We start from the raw sequence: 19,878 nt of genomic DNA on the forward strand, positions 1-19,878 counted from the left end.
GACATGAATTTTACACACCAAGTTCCCAAAGTGAGGATAATTGACTACCTATTTTAGATTTGAAAGTGGGGATAATTCATTAGTAATTAGTCAATGATTTCTTGTTCTTAATAGTGAGGAATGGGGAATGGGGAATAAGGGAAGAATTTTTATAAGGGACTGACAAATAAAAAAATGTTCCAAAACTGACGCAAAAACTCTCTTTATTTCTTCTCTCTGCGTTCTCTGTGGCTTTGTGGTTCGTTTATTGGAATAATTTATTTCTTGTCAGTCCCTAATCCCTCACTCACAATTCCCCACTAAAAGACCTATCTAAAAATTGTTGTAATCGCTAACTAGCTTCCGTTATTGCCTTACTCAAGCGTGACTTATCTAAACCAATCTGATTCAGTAGTAACCAAGATTGGATCAAGTCGGGGCCATGAACATCTCCAGTTAAGGCTGCTCGGAGCGATCGCATTACTAAGCCTTTTTTGACTTTTTGCTCTTTCACCACTTGTTTAATAATCTCCTGGGCGGCGGCTTCTGAGAGTTGCGGCTGATTTTCTAAAGCTGTGACAATCCCCTCAAGCACAGCAGTAGAACCTTCCTGCTTTAGTTGTGTACTACCTTCCTCGCTAAATTCAACTGTGTCGCTAAAAAACAGTTGGCTTTGAGGTACTGCATCTACTAAACGAGTCAAACTCTGGCTAATTAAAGTTACAAGCTGCTCTAACCAGGGGCGTTCTCTTCCACCATCAAATTTATACCCAGCCGCTTCCCAAAAGGGTATGAGTAAATCTGTGAGTTTATCTACTGGCGTCTTGTGGATATACTGACTGTTCAACCAATCCAGCTTGTCCCAGTCAAACTTTGCACCTGCTTTATTTACCCGCTCAAAGCCAAATTCTTTCGCTGCTTCTTCTAAGATAAATATTTCTTGCGTCGAGTCTGGTGGCGACCAACCCAGCAATGTCATGTAATTCACCAAGCCTTCAGCAATAAAGCCCATTTGCTGAAAGTCAGAAATGGAAGTAACACCATCTCGCTTAGAAAGCTTGCGTCCTTCCATGTTCAAAATCAGGGGCGTATGGGAGAACTCTGGGATTTTTGCACCCATTGCTTCATACAGTAAAATTTGCTTGGCGGTATTGGCGATGTGGTCTTCTCCCCGGATGACATGGGTGATTTGCATATCGATGTCATCCACTACAACGACAAAGTTGTATAAAGGTTGACCGCTACTCTCTTCTGAGGCGCGGGCGATGACCATATCACCACCTAAATCGCTACCTCGCCAAGACATTTTTCCCCTTACTAGGTCATTCCAGATAATTTCTCGCCCATCTTCGATTTTGAAGCGAATCACAGAGGAGCGACCTTCTGCTTCAAATGCGGCGCGTTGTTCTGGGGTGAGGTTGCGGTGACGGTTGTCATAGCGAGGAGCTTCGCCTCTAGCTTTCTGAGCTTCTCTTAGAGTTTCTAGTTCTTCAGAAGTGGTATAGCAGCGATAAGCTAATCCTTGATCTAGCAGTTTTTGCACTGCTTCCTTATAAATATCCAGGCGTTGAGATTGGAAAAATGGCCCTTCATCCCAGTTAAGCCCTAGCCAACCCAATCCTTCAAGAATATTGTCGGTGTATTCGGGACGCGATCGCTCTAAATCTGTGTCTTCTATTCGTAGAATGAACTTCCCGCCGTGGTGGCGGGCAAATAACCAGTTAAATACAGCCGTTCTAGCTGTACCAATATGTAAATTTCCGGTTGGACTCGGCGCAATTCTGACTCTGACAGTCACAGTTAATTCTCTCTTTCGCAAAGCATGATAAATGTAGCTTATATTCAAACCCTGAATTCTGAGTCAATCCCTTTGGGTAATTCAAAATCCAAAATCACCGAAGTTCAGTTCAGTGATTTACTACTCATAAATTTAGAACGGGACTGACGGGGCTCGAACCCGCAACTTCCGCCGTGACAGGGCGGTGCTCTAACCAATTGAACTACAGTCCCTTGTTTGGCAACTTTTCTATTATCACTATTTTTTTTCTACTTGTCAAGTGTTTTGGAGTTGGAAATTAGGAATTCTTTTTGTCCCGTCTCTCCAAGGTGCGGATTTTTCCTTAAAACCGTGATAATACAACTTGTGGCTGTGATTCCAGATGCTGCAATATGCGGGATTGCATTTGTTTATACTGCTGCTTTAATAGCTCTTTGCTCAACTGGAGTTGAGAAGCGGGTGGTAGAGTATGAATTTGTTGCACCCAGCTTTTCAACATTTGTCGCTGAGTTGGCTGGATGCGACTGCTAAGAACGTTGATGCAGGAATGTGGAGCTTCGAGAGTAAAGAAAATCAAAGGATAGTGTTCATTTTCAGCCAACAAACTTACCAGCTTTAGATTTTGGGGATTTTGCATATCTAAATAGCATGGTAGCCACTTAGGAGACAATTGCCGATTGTAGAGTATAGTCACCCACAACAGCATTGGGTGAGGGGATGTCATGAAGATAAACTGGTTGTAACGGGTAGAAAGGGCATAGTTTTTGATTTCTTGTTTACGCAACATCAACCATAGCGCTGTTATAGATCCCTGTGCGGTGTCTAGAAGCTGGGGAAAAACAATTTCTTGAATTGGTTTATTTTCAGGCCATAGAACTTTGCGACAGCTTTGTTCTACTGTGATTGGTAAACCTGAATCTATTGGACGGCTAAAGATGGAACTAGAGGGTATTGTAGGTACACTGGGACAATTAGACTCTTCTAAACTGTTTAAAACTTGCAAAATCTGAGCGATATTTTGGGGGCGATCGCCAGGTTTTTTCGCCAGACAAGACATGATTAAATTATTTAGCTTTTGAGGTATTTTAAGAGTGGGTTTAACCTCTGCGATCGCTTTTGGTTGCTCAAAGTGATGTGCTTTATACCAAGCGCCAAAGTAATCAGTTTCTGGTTGCCAAGGTTTTTTGCCTGTGAGCATTTCAAACATCATCACACCCAGACTATAAATATCAGAGCGACTATCTAATTTTTCCCCATCTAGCTGTTCTGGAGAACAGTAGGGTAAAGTGCCATTAAATCCGCTACATGTACTAGCTTTTGATGCATAATTCAAAAATCTAGCAATCCCAAAATCGAGAATTTTAACTAACTGGCCTAATATCGGATCGGGAATAACTAATATATTGGCAGGTTTGATATCTCTATGAACTAACGGGCAAATTTTACCATCAACGTTAATACCTTGATGGGCGCACTGTAAGCCCAAACAAATTTGGCGGGAGAGAGTCAAAAACATCGGCAATGGTAGCGGAATTAAATCCTTTAAACTCTTGCCACATAGATATTCCATGACGTAGTATGGTTTTCCTTTCTCATTCACACCATAATCATGGGCCCGCACTATATGTAAGCTCTTTTGACTCAAAGCTGCACTCATTAAAGCTTCACGAGCAAAGTCTTGTTGCATCTTAGTATCAACAACAGTTTGAGTCAAAAACTTGATAGCAACTGGTATGCCTCCTAACAAAATATCATTTGCTAAAAAAACTTCACCCATGCCACCGCTACCAATTAATTGCTTGAGTTGATAACGATTGGCAAGTAAGCCCGTACTACTTGGAGATGTAAATAAGCTCTGATTCACTTTTTTTACCTCTGCTGCTGAGTCTATTTCTTAGTAATATACACATAAAAATATGATTAGATAATGGGAGAAACTATTTTAATTTTGATAGCAAATTTTCAAGAACGTGATAAAAGGTTTAAAAACATATCCCAAAATTTATCCATCCAATTTTTTAAACCTTCTATCTCAGTTTTTTTAGATGCGGCTAAGTTTTGCAAAATGTCTAACTTCAGCTTTTCATAATTTGTTTTTAGAATATTTTTGGCTTGATTAGACGGAATTAATTCATTTGAATGTTGACTCATATCTAAGCAATCTATAAGTTGCTGGCGCTGTTTAGGCGTAAGGCTTAAAGTTTTTACATGAGAGCATTGGGTTGGATATTCTATAGCAAAAAATAGTAGATGATAGTAACCTACTTCTGCTAAATTGCGTGCTATATTCTGGGCTTTCTTATCTTTCAAATCCAGAAAATAAGGTAGCCACTTAGCCATAGAAGGTTGGGCATCATATAGGACTGTTACCCACAATAGCATCGGGTAAACATTCATTTGACTAATAAATTCAGTACCATGTATTTTATCCAAAAATTTTGTAATTTCTTGTTTGGGTAACATTGCCCAAAAAGTTGGTATAGCTCTTTGAGGCGTTTGTATTAAATGGGGAAACCCAATTGGCGCAATTGGTTTATTTTTAGGCCAATTCTTTTGTAAACACTCTTTTTCTGATAATAAAGTTGAAGGAATTAATTGAACCGGAAATGAAAGTTTAATAATGTCACTGCTATTGCTAGGAATACCATCATTAATCTGAAGATTAACTTTTTCTAAACCTTCTAATATTTGGTTGATATTTTGAGGGCGATCGCTTACTTCTTTAGCTAAACAATTCATTACTATTTTTTCTAACACCTGCGGAATTTTGACTTGCGGATTCACTTCCTCAAAGGTAGGTGGAATTTGAAAGCGATGCGCTTGATACCAAGTACCAAAGGAGTTACTTTTTGTCTGAAATGGATGCTTTCCTGTCAGCATCTCAAACATTAGTACTCCCAAACTGTAAATATCAGAGCGGACATCTAGCAATTTTCGCCCTTCCATGTGTTCTGGAGAACAGTAAGGTAAACTGCCAATAAAAGAATCTGTCAGAGTCATCCCACTTCGCTCTGTTAAAAACTTGGCAATACCAAAATCTAGTATTTTAACAATTTCTCCTTGTTTACTATCTTCAGTAATGAATATATTTTCTGGTTTTATATCCCTGTGAACAATGGGATAAATCTCTCCTTTGAGGCTGATACCTTGGTGAGCACATTGTAAGCCTAAACAAATTTGATTAGAAATATTTAAGAACTTCGATATTGCTAAGGGTTGAATTTTGACAATTTGTTTGAGATTTTTTCCTTGCAGGTATTCCATTACATAAAAAGGAGTTTTATCTTCAGTAATGCCATAACTTAATATGCGAACAATATTTTTACTTTTACGACCCAATTGAGCGCCAATAAAAATTTCTCTGGCAAAGCGTTGGGACATCTGCTGGTTCGCCAAACTCAGTGATAAAATTTTGATTGCGATCGGCATACCACCTTTAGCAGTATCTTCTGCTAAATAAACTCTACCCATCCCCCCTTTGCCAATCAAGTGTCTGATTAAATAGCGATTATTTAAAAGTTGCCCAATGTAATCGTCTAACCCTGCTTTTTGCCCTACCATATTCTCAATTTTAGTTGGTGACATCAAAATTATGTATGAAAAATATTGTTGGCAAAATACTTTAATAAGTCTAGCTAATTATTAAATCTAAATTTAAAAAGTATCATAATTTGTAGACAATTAATCATATGCTGTAATCATGTTTAATCTATTTGTAAAATTTCCTATATATTGTGTAACATATTTATTAAGCAATACGGTTGAGAAATTACACGGAAACTACAAATCAACTAGATAAACTTACCTAGTAGATTCCGTGAATACACAGTAAAAAGTAAATGGCAGTAAAACCCTGATACCTCTGTACAGCTAGCGGTTGAGATTCGGGAGTAAACGGCGTAAAAATCTGATTAGCGGTGTTTCAATTTTAATTTTAAAGGCTAGTATCTGCGTGCGTTGCAGGGAGTTAAAATTGTTATCACTGATGAGAATTAATGATTGCTGACCATCGGGTAGTTTAGGCCCAAGAGTTAAGCCTTCGATGTTGTCTAGTAGTACATCTAGGGTTCTCAAATCTAACAGCAGTTTTTTCTGAACTGGTTTAATATTCTTGGAGTCAACTGCTAAAAGACTATCAATCTGATGAATATCATCAGCTTTTTCTAAAGAAACTTGGAACAGGGAAATAGCAAATCCTAAACCAGTAAATGACCTTTCTAAACTTAGGAAGTGTCCTTGATTATCCAGAGCAAGTAAATCAGGTAATCCACTAGCGAATTTGCCAGTCACATTCAAAAAGGGAGAAACTGGTTCTGTTTGGTAAATAAATTCCTTTTCTGGTTGATTGTTGAGCAAGTTGTATTGCAAAATCCGGCAAGGAGTACCGATGTTAGCTTTCGCTGCGACACCATCTTGAATTAGAGCATTTTCGGTGGCTGTGAATAGATGCTTTTTATCGGGTGTGATGGTAAGGCTTTCAAAAGCCAAATTGTTGCGGATACCTTGTTTACCAGTTTTATCAGGCAAAAATTTGTTTGGTATGGGAAGTGTTGTAATTTCTCTGCCAGAAGATAAGGAGAACTCTTTAATAAAAGGATTAATTAATTTTGCAACATCGCCTTCTGAAGAAATAAATACAGTTGCTTTATTACTTAAGGCAATACCTTCTGTATCAGTTTCACCAGGGCGAAATGTTTGACCATTTTCATTTAATAATGTAGTAACACTGATGGGAACAACTTTACCCTTTTGTAGGGAACCTTTGCTTAAGTCAATTTTCAGGGTATAAAAACGGGCGGCAGCTTTTTGCCCACGGTCATCGGAAATAGCATAATAAAGGTTGTTTTTGGCATTATATGTAATTCCAGATAAACCTCCAATTTCAGTTTTTTGTAAAGTTAAACCTTTTGCTAAAGTAGCTTCACCGATAAAGTCTATGCTACTGATTTCAACAGCATTTATGGGTAAAAAATTAAATAAAATGATGATAATTATAATTGGGATAAAGAAGTAAATAATTCGGGGAATTTTGAAGATATTTTTAATTAGCTGCATATATTTTTTGTGGAAGTGGTAAAATTATAAATAAGAGATCGCGCTGAAGCAAGCAGGGTTCATATCTTTACACCGCTACAAATAAGATGTATTCTAAGCAATTGAAAACCTTTAAAAATACGAAATTAGTTAAGCTAGCCGCAAACCATATTGATCCTGAAAAAAGTTTACAAGCCAGTTTTTAACTTTGAGGGTAGCGCGACAGTCATCTTCGTTGTAGCTTTGGATAATTTCTAGTAAGGTGCGATCGCCTGTTTCTAGCCACTGATCGTACCAGTAAATACACTTTGCACCACTAGCCTCTTTTTCTCGCCACTCAAATCCTAACCAACGAGCGATCGCTTTCAGGGCATAACTTTCTACAGGCAATGCTACACTTTGGGTTAATTGTTCATATACATCCACAAATCGACTCAGTACAGGACGCACTGAGGAAGGAGGAGTGTTGTAAAGCCTTGCCAACCGTTTAACTGTATCAAACTCGTACACACAAAAATGATAAATTGGCGCTTCGGGATATTGCCAAACTAAATCCAAAAATTGCTGCCAAACTAATTCTTCGTCTTCTGGTTTATCTGCTAAAAACGAATAAAACTGTTCTGTATTGGCAAGTCTATCAACGACTAAAACCCCTAAAAGATAATTTAAATCCAAGTCTGGCTGTGCTTCAATATCAAAGTAAAGCTCTATGGGTGCTGTGAATGTAATATCTTTTATTGGTAGCGGGTAGGGTAATATTAACGGTCGTTTTTCCAGTGCAGATTGAGCTTGCACTATCAGCTTTGGCGCTACTTCACGGTCAAAACCAACTAAGTTTTCTAAGGCGCTGGGACTGGTATTAGCGAGAGATTCTAGTGTGGTGATGGCTACGTCTTGGAGTTGAGTGTAGCGAATGGGTGTTACGCCTGGTAATAGTGAGAGATGTTTTTCAGATTGAGCGATCGCATAACATTGACTATACCAATGGCAAAGGTTGCACTTTTGCCGAGAAATAAACACCTCTGGCGGATTCGCTAATTGTAAAACTTCAACAAAATCCTCCAGAATTTGCTGCATCCGTGGTGTCCATTTGAGCAAATCCACAGGATAATTTTGATCTTTAGTACGCAATATTAGCCAAGCTGTTTCTGGTACAAAGTCCTGGATTGTTGCCAATACCTGGGCGTGAAATGCGGCAACAACTTGATATTCTTGCTTAGGGCGCTTACCCAGTTCAATACTAGCCGGAACATACATCCAATCTCCAAAGCAGGATTTTCCTGGGCGTTTGACAAGTAAATCTGGACGACTTAGCAGGGTGTATCCTTGAGAATAATTTGCTAACAGTACTCCCTTATAGATGTACTCAACCCCACGCTGCATCAATTCTAAAGTTGCTGCCTCTGCCGCTTCCCAGTTTCCATAAGAATAATCTGGTTGCTGATAAGTCACCTTTGCCAAAGTACTCAGCTGATGAGCGATTTTGTCCTGTTGCAGTTTTTGCAGCAACTCATTGGGAGCATCACGCTGACTTTTGTCACCGTGGATATCTAGAAAAGTCCGGCGTTTACAGCGTTGGTATTGCAGTAGGAGTTCAGCATTAATTAGCATTCTTTTAAGTTAACAAGAATTAGTACAGTCTGGGAGTAACTCAGACAACTAATCATGGAGTGGGAGAATGGAGGGGATGAGGGAGATGAGGGGGATGAGTAAAAAATAACGAATAATCAATGACTTTTGACTAATCCAAAATGTACAATCTAAAATCTAAAATTGGTATGACCACTACTTCTGTTACACAAACCAGGTTGCATAGCCATCGAGAGCAATTTCCGGCTTTAGCGAATAAGACTTATTTCAATTATGGGGGACAAGGGCCGATGCCCCAAAGGGCAATGGATGCGATCGCCCAAACTCAAGCTTATGTTCAGCAAATAGGCCCCTTTGGTAATGAGGCGTATGGCTGGATAGCGCCCCAGACTCAAGCTGCAAGAGAGGCGATCGCTTCGGAGTTACATGCACCAAGCGAAACAATTACTCTTACGCAGAATGTCACTGTTGGCTGTAATATCGCCATGTGGGGCATTGAGTGGCGGGCTGGGGACCATATACTACTTTCAGACTGCGAACATCCAGGCGTAATTGCCACAACCCAGGAAATCTCACGAAGATTTGCCGTGGAAGTTACCACCTGTCCCCTAAAGGCAACTTTAAATGAGGGCGACCCTGTAAAAGTTATTGCCCAGCATTTGCGCCCTAATACCCGTCTTGTAATATTAAGTCATGTTTTCTGGAATACTGGTCAAGTTTTACCACTTGATAAAATCGCCGAAGTATGCAGAAATAATCATTCTTTTTTACTGATAGATGCTGCCCAATCTGCTGGTTTGTTGCCTTTAAACTTGACTGAATTGGGTGTAGATTTTTATGCTTTCACTGGTCACAAATGGTTATGTGGCCCTGCGGGTGCTGGTGGCTTGTATGTCCGACCAGAAGCACGAGAAAGCCTGAAACCTACCTTTATTGGTTTGAATGGCATTGTTGTAGATAGTCAATCTCAGCCTGTGGATTGGCTTCCAGATGGGCGACGATATGAAGTGTCTACATTAGCTTATCCGTTGTATGTTGGGTTACGGGAGGCGATCGCAATCCATCAGCAATGGGGAACCTCTCAGGAACGTTACGAGCAAATTTGCCATAACAGTGATTACCTCTGGCGGCGGTTAGTGGCGTTACCTGATGTCAAGTGTCTACGAACTTCCCCACCCGAAAGCGGTATCGTCTCGTTCCAACTCATAAATAATCAGCCCCAAGCTAATCTCAAATTAGTGCAATTTTTAGACTCACAAAGAATATTAACTCGGACAATTGCCGATCCTAGCTGTATACGAGTTACCGTCCATTACTTTACTTTAGAATCGGAAATCGACCAATTGATTGAGGCGATTCAACCTGATTGCTGATCAGGTAAGTCCTCTTGTCAATAAATTTTGAGACGCGCTAACCCTGAGTTAGTAGTAAGGACTTTAGTCCTAAAAGAAGGACTGAAGTCCTTACTACAAACCTTTAATTATTTACGCCGTTTTACTTAATACAAATATACTATTGAGTAAACAGATTACACACACCAGCAGCTAAATTAGATTTATCATCAAATTCTTTGACGCCCATGCTAGAAAAAACATCTACATTCCAGAAAGCCATAGAAGCTGTAGAAGCATTAGATCCAGAAGCTCAGGCTATTCTTGTTGATATTATCCAAAAGCGCCTCAAACAACAGGGACGGGATGACTTATTAAAGGCGGTTGCAGAAGCTCGTGAAGCCTATGCTAAAGGGGAGGTACGTAGTGGAACTGTTGCTGATTTAATGGCGGAGTTAGATGATTGATGCAACTGCTTTGGAGTGCAAGATTTATTCGAGATTTTAAGCGTTTAGCCCGTCGAAATCCAGAATTACGCTCTGTAGTTGAGCAAAGATTACAACAACTTGCTGAAGATCCGTTTTACCCTAGCTTGCGTACTCATAAACTTAAAGGGGATTTATTGGGTACATGGGCTTGTTCCATAGACTACAGCAATCGTATTCTATTTTAGTTTGTTCCTCATCCCGATTCTGGGGAATTAGTGATTTATTTGTTGACCTTGGGTTCTCATGATGATGTTTACTAAGGCAACACTAGGCTTGAGAAAATTTGGGAATTGAAATCATAGATGTTATTACAGAATAAAAGTGGCTGTAATTATGAACACCCAAACAACACCCCAACTACCAATTCCTCCGTGCTTTAACTCAGAAAAAGTCGGCGATGTCTGGCGCGTACCTTACCAAGAACGTTCCGCCGAAGCTGAAATCTGGGCAAAGCAACACTATATCAAATCTGCATCTTTAGATAAAAGCCGGATTTGCTTACTATTAATTGATGTCCAAAACACCTTCTGCATACCTGGATTTGAATTATTTGTAGGTGGAAAATCTGGCAAAGGAGCAGTGGATGATAACGTCAGATTGTGTGAATTTATATATCGGAATTTGGGAGTAATTACAAAAATTGTACCCACCCTGGATACCCACACAGCCACACAAATCTTCCATCCCATCTTTTGGGTGAACGCCGCCGGAAAACATCCTACTCCAGCAGCTACTAACATTACCCCAAAAGACATCGAACAAGGTATCTGGAAAGTTAACCCAGCAGTTGCTGACACTGTTACTAATGGGGATTATAAATTATTAGAAAAACATACTTACCATTACCTTAAACAACTAAGTCAAGACGGTAAATATCCCCTGACAGTTTGGCCTTATCATTCTATGTTGGGTGGTATTGGTCATGCTTTAGTTTCATCAGTAGAAGAAGCGATATTTTTTCACGGGATTGCTCGTCAAAGCCAGACGCAATTTGAAATTAAAGGTGAAAATCCATTAACAGAAAACTATTCCATTTTGCGTCCAGAGGTGTTAGAAGATTTTGAGCAACGTCCACTTGCTTTAAAGAACACGCGCCTGATTAAGCAACTTTTAGAATATGATGCAGTAATTATTGGTGGTCAAGCTAAAAGTCACTGCGTCGCTTGGACAATTGACGATTTATTAACAGAAATTAAACAGGTAGATGCTAACCTTGCTGAAAAAATCTATCTATTAGAAGATTGCACTTCCCCCGTTGTCGTTCCAAATATTGTGGACTATACAGAACAGGCAGATGCAGCATTTGCAAGGTTTGCAGAGGCAGGAATGCACATTGTAAAATCTAGCGAAAATATAGCATCCTTTCTTTAACGCAAACGATCGCAAAGGTTTCGCAGAGGAACACAGAGATTTCCTTTGCGTTCCTTTGCGCTTCCCTTTGCGTCCCTCTGCGTTTCAAAACAAACCTCATTTCTTCAAATAACCCTTGGGATCTTCCGCTACCCAACCCAGAGACGAGCTAGAACGCACTTCAAAATGGAGGTGCGGTTGACTGGAACTTGGTTTTCCACTAGTGCCTACTGTTCCCAATAAGTCTCCTTTTTTTACTTGCTGACCGACAGAAACCTTGATACTGTCAAGCTGGGCATAGCGGCTTTGGAGTCCGCCACTGTGGTTAATAATGACCAACTTGCCATAAGAACCTTGATCATTAGCAAAGGCTACGGTTCCAGGTGCGATCGCTAGCACATCTGTACCAACTGGTGCCAATAAATCAACACCACTATGGAAGAAAACTTCACCTGTAGCAGGATTAATTTGCCAGCCGTAAGCTAACCCCACATTTGCCACTTCCCCCAAAGGATATCCAGACAAGGATGCACGGTTTGGCGTACCTGCATCAGTAGGTAAAGGAGACTTAGTTACAACACCATTGGGCGACCAATTTACCCCCGGAACAAACACAATTCTGGGGTTTTGTTGGCAGCCATTCACCTCAAAAAGGCTATCAGCACGAACTTTGTATTGTGCCGCCACTTGTCGCCAAGTTTCACCACGAGGCACTTCAACGACAATCCCATTGTAGGGAGGAATTTGAAGTACACTACCAACCGGTGCGATTGTAGCGCTCTGCAAAGCGGGATTCATGCCAATAATAGTTGTAGGCAGGAGATTGTAACGTTGCGCTATGCTCTCTAAAGTTTCGCCACGAACAACTTTATGGCGTTGGAAGCGAGATAGGGCTGGAGTTGGGCAACCACCCACAGCAGCCTTGGCGCTGTTGATGTTTGGCAGTATGGATACTAAGCTCAAGGCGCTAACTAAGCTACAGAGAAGGAGTTGACGAAAGGGTAAAGTCATGTATACAGGTCAAGATCGCATTATTAAATTTTAAATGGGAAGAGTGGGGAGTGGGGGGATGAGGGGGGATGAGGGAGATGAGGGAGATGAGGGAGAAAAGAAGAATAACCAATGACTAATGCCCAATTCCTCGTAAATTGATCTGTCCACTTGCCGTTAGCTTGACTACACTTAGAAGTTAGCAACTGCATTTCTGTCCTTAAGCAGAATGATTATGAAGTTATCCTTAAAGCAACTGGCGGTTTATATATTTTTAGTGGCGTTTGGCTGTGGTGCAGGTATATTTGGCAGTCGCTATTTCCTGCTCAAAAATTCTTCGTTCCAACAGTTAAGAAATGTAACAATGGCTTCCCCTCCAGAATCTGTAGTGCCAAATTCCTCTAACGGAGCAATTGAAGCTACTGGGGGCGATAATGTGAATTTTATTGCGATGGCAGTGCAAAAAGTTGGGCCGGCTGTGGTGCGAATTAATGCCACTCGCAAAGTCGCTAATCCTATTTCTGACGCTTTAAAAAATCCCCTCTTGCGGCGATTCTTTGGGGAGGATGAGCAACCAATTCCTGAAGAACGCATTGAGCGCGGTACAGGATCGGGATTTATTTTGAGCGAAGATGGAGAATTACTCACTAACGCTCATGTGGTAGCTGATACAGATACAGTACAAGTCACCCTCAAAGATGGTCGGAGTCTAGAGGGGAAGGTGGTAGGAGTTGATTCGGTAACAGATGTGGCAGTAGTGAAAATAGAAGCACATCATTTACCGACTGTGAAACTGGGCAATTCGCAAAACTTGATACCAGGAGAATGGGCGATCGCTATTGGCAATCCTCTAGGTTTAGATAATACTGTCACTATCGGCATCGTCAGCGCTACAGATCGCACCAGCGCTCAAGTTGGTGTGCCAGATAAGCGAGTCAGCTTTATTCAAACTGATGCCGCAATTAACCCTGGTAATTCTGGTGGACCATTGTTAAACGCCCAAGGCGAAGTGATTGGTGTTAACACTGCCATCCGCGCTGATGCTCAAGGACTCGGTTTCGCCATACCCATTGAAACCGCCGCCCGCATCGCTAATGAACTTTTTACCAAAGGGCGTGCGGAACATCCCTTCTTGGGTATTGAAATGGCAGACCTTTCTCCCATCAGAAAACAGCAGATTAATCAAGAAAAAGAGATCAGCATTCAGCAGGAAGCTGGGATTGTGATTAAAGAAGTTACAGAGGATTCCCCAGCCAAGCGTGGAGGACTGCTTCCTGGAGACGTGATTCAAAAAGTTAACGGTAAACCAGTCAAAACCTCAGCCCAAGTCCAGAAGCTCGTAGAGTCCAGCACAGTTGGGGACATAATAGCTATCGAAGTCAACCGTAACAGTAAAATTCAAACCTTCAAAGTACAATCAGGAGCTTATCCAGAAAGGAAGTAGTCAAAATAATTCGTAATTGATAATGACGCTAGCGGACTCGCTAACGTAATTCGTAATTCCAAGACGCTCTCTAGAAGACGCTAAAACCGAACGCCGACTTGCTTTTAGCGTCGCTATCAGTGGAAGCTTGAACTCTCGCCAAATGTCTTGTTAACCACTGAATTAAATAATTCAGTGTGGGCTGGTGTGACCTTTTTAATTACGAATTACGAATTACGAATTACGAATTATTTGGTCAATATTTCCAAAATATTTGACTATTGACTATTGACCATTAGACAAATGCTCTAACTGCATTCTTTGTTCCATCTGGCGCAGAAAATACCCTGTCATCATGGCCGACGCTAGAAGCCCAGCTAAGTTCTCCCGATCTGTTGTGATTTGCACGTTAAAATTTTCTGGCGGGAGCATTCCCACAAGCCCTTGGACATTTTGCGAGATGATTTGTTTAATTTCGGGGCTGGCGGACTGAGCAATCCTCGCTAAAACATCAGGAGACTGATGCTGTAGATATTTGAGTAACTGATTGGGGTATTGCTCAGAGTGGTCTGAAAGAAGTTGATTAGGGTGTTCCTCAGAGTTGTCATTTAAAAAGTCAGGATTAAACACCATTGGCAGTTTTATTTAGCTTAATTGCTAACTCTACTTTAAACCATAGTACAAAGGTAGCGCATTCACCACAGGTATAAGTCAAGAGGAGGGGAGTGGGGAATGGGCAATGGTTATTAATATCTTGTCACTCACTCCCTCACTCCCTCCAGTTCTAGTTCTAGTTCTAATTGTTCTTCCTTCTGGCTAGTGGAAAGTATTTGAGGGAGTTGTTCGATTTGGAAATATTGATGAAATTTCGGGGTTACTTGGAGTGAATAGGAGCGAGAATCGCTGTCTCGGCGCTTTCGGATGAAACCAAGTTCGACGAGTTCTGGAACGTGCTGATATACTCCTGAACCGCGCAGGTTAATCAAGTCGCTTTGGAGTATGGGACTATTAAGGGCGATCGCAGCTAAAGTTCGCAATGCACCTACACCCAATTCTACTGGTATCATCGTTTGCACTAAGTCATGAAAATCAGACCGGAGTTGCAAACTGTAACCATCTGGAGTTTCTACTACCTCTAGGGCGCTATCTCGGTGGGCATAGTTGTCCATTAATTCAATTATGCCTTCTTTGACACTGGCGCGATCGCACGCGGCATACTCGGCGATTTCGCCGAGCGACAAGGGTTTACCCTTTAAATACAGAATTGCTTCTATCTTCGTCGCTGTGGCTGTAATCATTTAGTTATTAGTCATTGGTCATTAGTCATTGGTCATTAGCAGATGACAACTAACAATCAACAAGTGTGTGGGATTATATCGTAAATTGTCAAAATATTGTTTTGATCCTCTCAAATTGAGGATTGGGGATTGGGCATTAGGAATTGGTCAATAAATAGTTCTTCTCCGCCTGCCTCCCCTGCCTCCCCTGCTCCCCCTGCTCCCCCTGCTTCCCCTGCTCCCCCTGCCTCCCCTGCCCTCCCCTGCTCCCCCTGCCTCCCCTGCCTCCCCTGCTCCCTCATCCCCCCACTCCCCACTCCCCACTCCCTCAAAAGCCTCTAGTTGTGAGAATAAATTCTGCGATCGCTAAATCTTGTGGAGTAGTCACTTTTAAATTTGTCTCTTCTCCCTCGACAATTCGCACTTCAATACCACATTTTTCAAATAAGGCGGCGTCGTCAGTTACTTCCCAACCTTGACGGACACCTTCAGCGTGGCACTGTTTCAACAACTTGACATCAAATCCTTGGGGAGTTTGTGCTGCCCATAATTGCCGTCTATCGGGTGTTTTTTGAATTATGCCTTGTTCATCGACAACTTTGATGGTGTCTTTAACGGGTACAGCAGCAATTAAACCGGGACAGTGGCGAATCGCCTGGGTACAAGAGTTAAATAAATCTGGTGTGACAAGGCATCTAGCCCCATCATGAATTAACACTTGTTCTGCGGCTACTGGTAGCGCCTGCAAGCCATTGTAAACAGATTCTTGGCGGGTGGAACCACCTGTAATCAATTCCACTGGTTTCGTCAGCTTCAGATCGGCGAGAATTGCGTTGAAGTCTGGCCAATCCGTAGGCTGAGAAATAATTCCGATCCAACTGATTGTACTGGCAGCTTCTGCGGCTAATAGAGTCCAGGCAATAATTGGTTGCGATCGCACCAGTAGCAGGAGTTTATTGCGGTTACTCCCCATTCTTTTTCCGGTTCCCGCAGCTGGAATTAGTAAATACACAGAATTCCTCAATCTTTAAGCTATATATTTTCCCCTAAAATAGGGAGCGAGTAAGCGTCAATAAATATTATGCGAGTAGTAGCCCTTGTACCTGGCGGAATTGGCGACCAAATTCTCTTTTTTCCGACTCTAGATGACCTCAAGCGCAATTACCCGTCTGCTCAGATAGATGTCGTTGTTGAACCCCGATCAAAGGCTGCCTACCGAGTGAGCAAGTCAGTTCACGAGGTACTGTCCTTTGATTTTCAAGACCGTAACAGTCTGGCAGATTGGGGTAACTTAGTGGGGACAATTCGCGATCGCGAATACGATGTTGCCATTGCTGTTAAGCAAAATTGGTTGATGGGTCTTTTAGTCTGGTTGACAGGAATTACCACACGCATTGGCTACCAAGGCAAAGGAGCGGTTTTTCTGACCAACGCTGTGCCATTTAAACCATCCCAATATGCGGCGGCATTATATCATGATTTGCTGCAACCGTTAAGCATAAAAACCCCTGTCCCAGAATTAGCTGTAAATGTGCCAAAAACAGATATTGACTGGGCAGAAAAGGAACAAAAACGTTTAGGGGTTCATGAAACAGGTTATATCTTGATTCATGGCGGTTCTGGCCAGTTATCCCAAGCTAAAGAACTGGATAAAATCTACCCTGTCGAGAAGTGGCACCAAATTATTCAAAACTTTCAAGATAAGCAACCGGATCTGCCTGTGGTGGTGATTAAGGGAGTTGACGATGAGCAGTTTGTGCGATCGCTTCTGGGGTCTTCTCCAGATATCAAGGTGACTGCCCCAGATGATATTGGTAAGTTAACTGCCATAATTGCCGGGGCAAATTTGATGTTATCTACTGATACTGCGGCACTTCAACTGAGTGTTGCAGTCAAAACTTATACCATCGCCCTATTTGGCCCCACTGATCCAGCTAAGTTGTTGCCTAAAAACGATAAATTCCTGGCTATTGAATCCCCCACTGGAAAAACGGCGGATGTTTCACCAAACGCAGTTTTGGAGAAAATTTGGGGTGGCTAAATCAGCAATTTGCCTCAATTTCTACAATTAGTCTATTGGATATCCAATATAGTTATGCGTTTGTTGAATAACCGCAAAATCTGGACGTGACAGCTAGATTTTGCGGTTATAACGGTTCTAATCCAGTCCAATTAACGCGAAACGGGCGGTTAGAAATAAATGGTATTTTTGCGATCGCTCATGTATTTTTATAAATAGCGATCGCATTAATCTTGTTCACAAAAACCAAACTCTTAAATTCGATTTACCTCTGTGCTAAACTCACCTGTCCTCCAATTAACCCTATAAATCCAGTTCCAGAGTGCTGAATCTCCAAAAAACTTGCTTGCTCAGGTGAGGTTTTGTAAATCCGAAATGTTTTCATAATTCCCAAGGTTGCAGCACTTTCTAGAGGCCCAACAAAGCTAATGTCCCGGTCAAGGAAATAAGTTTGATTAGCCCAATGAGTCATCTGATTTGCATTTAAAAAATAGCAGCCTGCATGGGGATTCAGGGCGCGATAAAAGGTAATTGGTGCATTCATAATTGTACCCTTAAGTTCTGGTTGCTCCTGCACGTTTTGAAAGAGAGCAGTTACCCGCAAAGCCAAATCTCCATCAATGTAAGCTTTATTAACCAAACCATTAGGAGAGATTTCATAACGATTTGGCTGGAGCAAATTTAAATCACCCGCTTGTTGGGTAAACCAATTTAATTTTATAAAAAACCAAGGATCATGGATAATTAGATCATCTTCCAAGAAACAGTAATAATCGTACTGACCAAGACAACTTTGCAGAACAGCTTGGCACTCAAACCCCAAAAGCAGAGGTTCTACATTAGTAGAATGATGCTTATATAAATGGGATGGCAAGGAAACCTGATTCAGAAGATGATTATCTTTCGTTGTACAAATAACAATATCTAGTTCGTGCGACTGCGGCTGGTTAGCGGGAAAAGCTATTCGTTGAGCAATGTTAATGATACTTTGAGATTTACCAAATAATTGGTGTAAGGCAGTAAGGCTATTAGTTAACGCCTGTAAGCGGGGTTGTGGATCTTTGCGTTGGGAAGCATGACGACCCTTACCGCTAGGTTTGAAAAAATGGGCAATGGTAAAAATAATTCGCATTTTCAATATCGCTTTTATATTTATTTCTCATTTGTCATTAGTCATTAATTATTAGTTATTGACCTATAACTAATAATTAATATACTTCTGACAAAAGTCCTTATTTACAAGCTTTTATTTGCACCTTTGCTTGAGGCAAAAAATATTTATGCAAAAGGCTAATGACCAATCATCAATGAGTAATGACTAATGACTTTTGCCAAATCCTTTAGAAGGCGAGTGCTTTTTCAAACTATCAGAACTTTTACCAGCGAACATCCATTGCAAATGCTGTGGTAACAGTTTCGCCAAATCATAACGCTTTAGAATTGTCTCTCGCGCATTCGCACGAATTGCTTGCATATCTTGAGGATGATTCAGCGCCTCTTCAACCCTATTAGCAATATTATGGGGAGAAAAGAAATCCACCAACAATCCATTTACCCCATCCTGTACAACTTCCAATACTGGCAAAGTGTTAGAGGCTATTAGCAAACATCCTGCTGACATTACTTCTAACATTGACCAAGATAAAACAAAAGGACGGGTTAAATAAATATGAGCAGAAGAAGCTTGCAAAACCTGAAGATACTCATTGTAAGGAAGCCTATCTGTAAAATGTAGCCTTGATAAATCCAAAGATAATTTTTCTAACATTAATTGTTTATAAGTCTGACCATCGGGGAGATTTTTACCATAAGCAACCCGATCTTCGCCCACAACTACCACATGACAATTAGGCCGTCGCTGCTGAATTAGCGCCACCGTTTCCATAAACTGCGGAAAACCTCTATAAGGTTCCATCCCCCGTCCCACATAAGTTACCAACTCTTCCACATGAGAAAGATCCAGATTTATTCTTGTTAAAACTAACTTTGCGCCTGGTTTAGGGACAAAATATTTGGTATCAACGCCATCATGAATTACATTTATTTTGCTATGATATTCTTTGGGAAATTGCTGACGTTGCCAATTGGTTGGAGAAAGACCGCGATCGCAGCTATATAAATCAGTCAAAATTGGCGCATTTTTTACGCGGATACGGCACTCATCATCAGCATTCAGTGGTTCACTCGGATCAAAATCTGCATCCGAACCGTGAGCATGGTAAAACCACTCGAAATAACATAATAATTCTGCTTTCGGAAAAATATCTTTCATAAATAAAGTCGGGCCCCAACCAGAATGACCATAAACTATATCTGGAACGAAACCCTCGGCTTTTAATTTTTCTGACACGCGATAGACAGCCTGCGCGGTGAGAACAGCATTTTCTAGGTTACGAACGTAATGATGGGTTTGGGGAGCAGCTTCACGAGAAGGAGTATAAATAGCTTTGTAAACGCCAGGTATTTCCCCTTCTTGACGATTTGTCCCAAAGACGACTTTGTGGTTAGGATCTCTACCTAAAACTGTCGCTAGGTTGCGAAATTGCGAAGGAAAGTTAGGATGTAAAAATAAGATTTTCATCGGAATAATCTTGATTAATTTATTGCCAGATAAAATAA

At 41.1% G+C, this 19,878-nt stretch carries 18 protein-coding genes and 1 tRNA gene; 6 read left to right on the forward strand and 13 right to left on the reverse strand.

Annotated elements, in window-relative coordinates; translation table 11 throughout:
- Window positions 1–331: 331 nt before the first annotated feature.
- The 6 genes from gltX to V7K32_RS18410 all read right to left on the reverse strand — a co-directional run bounded on the left by gltX (window position 332) and on the right by V7K32_RS18410 (window position 8,401).
- Window positions 332–1,777: a glutamate--tRNA ligase gene (gltX, locus tag V7K32_RS18385; RefSeq protein ID WP_334995243.1), complete on the reverse strand. Its 1,446-nt coding sequence runs from the start codon at window positions 1,775–1,777 to the stop codon at window positions 332–334.
- A gap of 138 nt (window positions 1,778–1,915) precedes the next feature.
- A tRNA-Asp gene (locus V7K32_RS18390) sits at window positions 1,916–1,989 on the reverse strand.
- 110 nt (window positions 1,990–2,099) lie between these two features.
- Complete coding sequence (locus V7K32_RS18395) at window positions 2,100–3,620, reverse strand: serine/threonine protein kinase (RefSeq protein ID WP_334995244.1); 1,521 nt, start codon at window positions 3,618–3,620, stop codon at window positions 2,100–2,102.
- Between the two features lie 98 nt (window positions 3,621–3,718).
- On the reverse strand, window positions 3,719–5,341 hold the full coding sequence (locus V7K32_RS18400; RefSeq protein ID WP_334995245.1) for a serine/threonine protein kinase: 1,623 nt from the start codon (window positions 5,339–5,341) through the stop codon (window positions 3,719–3,721).
- A 285-nt stretch (window positions 5,342–5,626) separates the two neighbouring features.
- Window positions 5,627–6,811: an esterase-like activity of phytase family protein gene (locus V7K32_RS18405; RefSeq protein ID WP_334995246.1), complete on the reverse strand. Its 1,185-nt coding sequence runs from the start codon at window positions 6,809–6,811 to the stop codon at window positions 5,627–5,629.
- Between the two features lie 129 nt (window positions 6,812–6,940).
- The gene (locus tag V7K32_RS18410; RefSeq protein WP_334995247.1) at window positions 6,941–8,401 is read right to left on the reverse strand and encodes a TM0106 family RecB-like putative nuclease; all 1,461 of its coding nucleotides are present in this window, start codon (window positions 8,399–8,401) and stop codon (window positions 6,941–6,943) included.
- Between the two features lie 167 nt (window positions 8,402–8,568).
- Here V7K32_RS18410 and V7K32_RS18415 point away from each other — a divergent pair, with 167 nt between their 5' ends.
- The 4 genes from V7K32_RS18415 (at window position 8,569) to V7K32_RS18430 (ending at window position 11,570) form a co-directional block, all read left to right on the forward strand.
- Window positions 8,569–9,753: an aminotransferase class V-fold PLP-dependent enzyme gene (locus V7K32_RS18415; RefSeq protein ID WP_334995313.1), complete on the forward strand. Its 1,185-nt coding sequence runs from the start codon at window positions 8,569–8,571 to the stop codon at window positions 9,751–9,753.
- Between the two features lie 206 nt (window positions 9,754–9,959).
- On the forward strand, window positions 9,960–10,178 hold the full coding sequence (locus tag V7K32_RS18420; protein WP_334995248.1) for a hypothetical protein: 219 nt from the start codon (window positions 9,960–9,962) through the stop codon (window positions 10,176–10,178).
- The gene (locus V7K32_RS18425) at window positions 10,178–10,384 is read left to right on the forward strand and encodes a type II toxin-antitoxin system RelE/ParE family toxin (protein ID WP_334995249.1); all 207 of its coding nucleotides are present in this window, start codon (window positions 10,178–10,180) and stop codon (window positions 10,382–10,384) included. Before V7K32_RS18420 ends, V7K32_RS18425 begins: the two co-directional genes overlap by 1 nt.
- Before the next feature lie 148 nt (window positions 10,385–10,532).
- A complete protein-coding gene (locus tag V7K32_RS18430) occupies window positions 10,533–11,570 on the forward strand; it encodes a cysteine hydrolase family protein (RefSeq protein WP_334995250.1) in 1,038 nt (345 codons plus the stop codon).
- A 96-nt stretch (window positions 11,571–11,666) separates the two neighbouring features.
- Here V7K32_RS18430 and V7K32_RS18435 read toward each other — a convergent pair whose 3' ends face one another.
- Window positions 11,667–12,560 carry a M23 family metallopeptidase gene (locus V7K32_RS18435; RefSeq protein WP_334995251.1) on the reverse strand — a complete coding sequence of 298 codons (894 nt, stop codon included), beginning with the start codon at window positions 12,558–12,560 and terminating at the stop codon, window positions 11,667–11,669.
- Between the two features lie 214 nt (window positions 12,561–12,774).
- Between V7K32_RS18435 and V7K32_RS18440 the strand changes: the two genes are divergently transcribed.
- Window positions 12,775–13,983: an HhoA/HhoB/HtrA family serine endopeptidase gene (locus V7K32_RS18440; RefSeq protein ID WP_334995252.1), complete on the forward strand. Its 1,209-nt coding sequence runs from the start codon at window positions 12,775–12,777 to the stop codon at window positions 13,981–13,983.
- A gap of 264 nt (window positions 13,984–14,247) precedes the next feature.
- On the opposite strand, the gene V7K32_RS18445 is transcribed toward V7K32_RS18440, so the two are convergent.
- The 4 genes from V7K32_RS18445 to ispD all read right to left on the reverse strand — a co-directional run bounded on the left by V7K32_RS18445 (window position 14,248) and on the right by ispD (window position 16,251).
- Window positions 14,248–14,595: a DUF760 domain-containing protein gene (locus V7K32_RS18445; protein ID WP_118162998.1), complete on the reverse strand. Its 348-nt coding sequence runs from the start codon at window positions 14,593–14,595 to the stop codon at window positions 14,248–14,250.
- Window positions 14,596–14,723: 128 nt separating this feature from the next.
- Window positions 14,724–15,260 carry an SMC-Scp complex subunit ScpB gene (gene scpB / locus V7K32_RS18450; RefSeq protein WP_334995253.1) on the reverse strand — a complete coding sequence of 179 codons (537 nt, stop codon included), beginning with the start codon at window positions 15,258–15,260 and terminating at the stop codon, window positions 14,724–14,726.
- 110 nt (window positions 15,261–15,370) lie between these two features.
- A complete protein-coding gene (locus V7K32_RS18455) occupies window positions 15,371–15,541 on the reverse strand; it encodes a hypothetical protein (protein WP_334995254.1) in 171 nt (56 codons plus the stop codon).
- 26 nt (window positions 15,542–15,567) lie between these two features.
- The gene (gene ispD / locus V7K32_RS18460; RefSeq protein WP_334995255.1) at window positions 15,568–16,251 is read right to left on the reverse strand and encodes a 2-C-methyl-D-erythritol 4-phosphate cytidylyltransferase; all 684 of its coding nucleotides are present in this window, start codon (window positions 16,249–16,251) and stop codon (window positions 15,568–15,570) included.
- Between the two features lie 69 nt (window positions 16,252–16,320).
- Here ispD and V7K32_RS18465 point away from each other — a divergent pair, with 69 nt between their 5' ends.
- Window positions 16,321–17,280, forward strand: coding sequence for a glycosyltransferase family 9 protein (locus tag V7K32_RS18465; protein WP_334995256.1), 960 nt, complete (start codon window positions 16,321–16,323; stop codon window positions 17,278–17,280).
- A gap of 244 nt (window positions 17,281–17,524) precedes the next feature.
- Here the strand turns inward: V7K32_RS18465 and V7K32_RS18470 are convergent, their stop codons facing one another.
- Window positions 17,525–18,391 carry a calcium-binding protein gene (locus V7K32_RS18470; RefSeq protein WP_334995257.1) on the reverse strand — a complete coding sequence of 289 codons (867 nt, stop codon included), beginning with the start codon at window positions 18,389–18,391 and terminating at the stop codon, window positions 17,525–17,527.
- A gap of 186 nt (window positions 18,392–18,577) precedes the next feature.
- Window positions 18,578–19,840: a glycosyltransferase family 4 protein gene (locus tag V7K32_RS18475; protein WP_334995258.1), complete on the reverse strand. Its 1,263-nt coding sequence runs from the start codon at window positions 19,838–19,840 to the stop codon at window positions 18,578–18,580.
- Window positions 19,841–19,878: the final 38 nt, after the last annotated feature.

Source organism: Nostoc sp., from assembly GCF_036917635.1.
Classification (GTDB): Bacteria; Cyanobacteriota; Cyanobacteriia; order Cyanobacteriales; family Nostocaceae; genus Nostoc.

What these genes read in the sequence shown, in the direction of transcription:
- V7K32_RS18400 (WP_334995245.1), bottom strand. Translation starts at nt 5,341, where the DNA reads ATGTCACCAACTAAAATTGAGAATATGGTAGGGCAAAAAGCAGGGTTA.
- V7K32_RS18405 (WP_334995246.1), bottom strand. Translation starts at nt 6,811, where the DNA reads ATGCAGCTAATTAAAAATATCTTCAAAATTCCCCGAATTATTTACTTC.
- V7K32_RS18410 (WP_334995247.1), bottom strand. Translation starts at nt 8,401, where the DNA reads ATGCTAATTAATGCTGAACTCCTACTGCAATACCAACGCTGTAAACGC.
- V7K32_RS18415 (WP_334995313.1), top strand. Translation starts at nt 8,569, where the DNA reads ATGACCACTACTTCTGTTACACAAACCAGGTTGCATAGCCATCGAGAG.
- V7K32_RS18420 (WP_334995248.1), top strand. Translation starts at nt 9,960, where the DNA reads ATGCTAGAAAAAACATCTACATTCCAGAAAGCCATAGAAGCTGTAGAA.
- V7K32_RS18425 (WP_334995249.1), top strand. Translation starts at nt 10,178, where the DNA reads ATGCAACTGCTTTGGAGTGCAAGATTTATTCGAGATTTTAAGCGTTTA.
- V7K32_RS18430 (WP_334995250.1), top strand. Translation starts at nt 10,533, where the DNA reads ATGAACACCCAAACAACACCCCAACTACCAATTCCTCCGTGCTTTAAC.
- V7K32_RS18435 (WP_334995251.1), bottom strand. Translation starts at nt 12,560, where the DNA reads ATGACTTTACCCTTTCGTCAACTCCTTCTCTGTAGCTTAGTTAGCGCC.
- V7K32_RS18440 (WP_334995252.1), top strand. Translation starts at nt 12,775, where the DNA reads ATGAAGTTATCCTTAAAGCAACTGGCGGTTTATATATTTTTAGTGGCG.
- V7K32_RS18445 (WP_118162998.1), bottom strand. Translation starts at nt 14,595, where the DNA reads ATGGTGTTTAATCCTGACTTTTTAAATGACAACTCTGAGGAACACCCT.
- scpB (WP_334995253.1), bottom strand. Translation starts at nt 15,260, where the DNA reads ATGATTACAGCCACAGCGACGAAGATAGAAGCAATTCTGTATTTAAAG.
- V7K32_RS18455 (WP_334995254.1), bottom strand. Translation starts at nt 15,541, where the DNA reads ATGAGGGAGCAGGGGAGGCAGGGGAGGCAGGGGGAGCAGGGGAGGGCA.
- V7K32_RS18465 (WP_334995256.1), top strand. Translation starts at nt 16,321, where the DNA reads ATGCGAGTAGTAGCCCTTGTACCTGGCGGAATTGGCGACCAAATTCTC.
- V7K32_RS18470 (WP_334995257.1), bottom strand. Translation starts at nt 18,391, where the DNA reads ATGCGAATTATTTTTACCATTGCCCATTTTTTCAAACCTAGCGGTAAG.
- V7K32_RS18475 (WP_334995258.1), bottom strand. Translation starts at nt 19,840, where the DNA reads ATGAAAATCTTATTTTTACATCCTAACTTTCCTTCGCAATTTCGCAAC.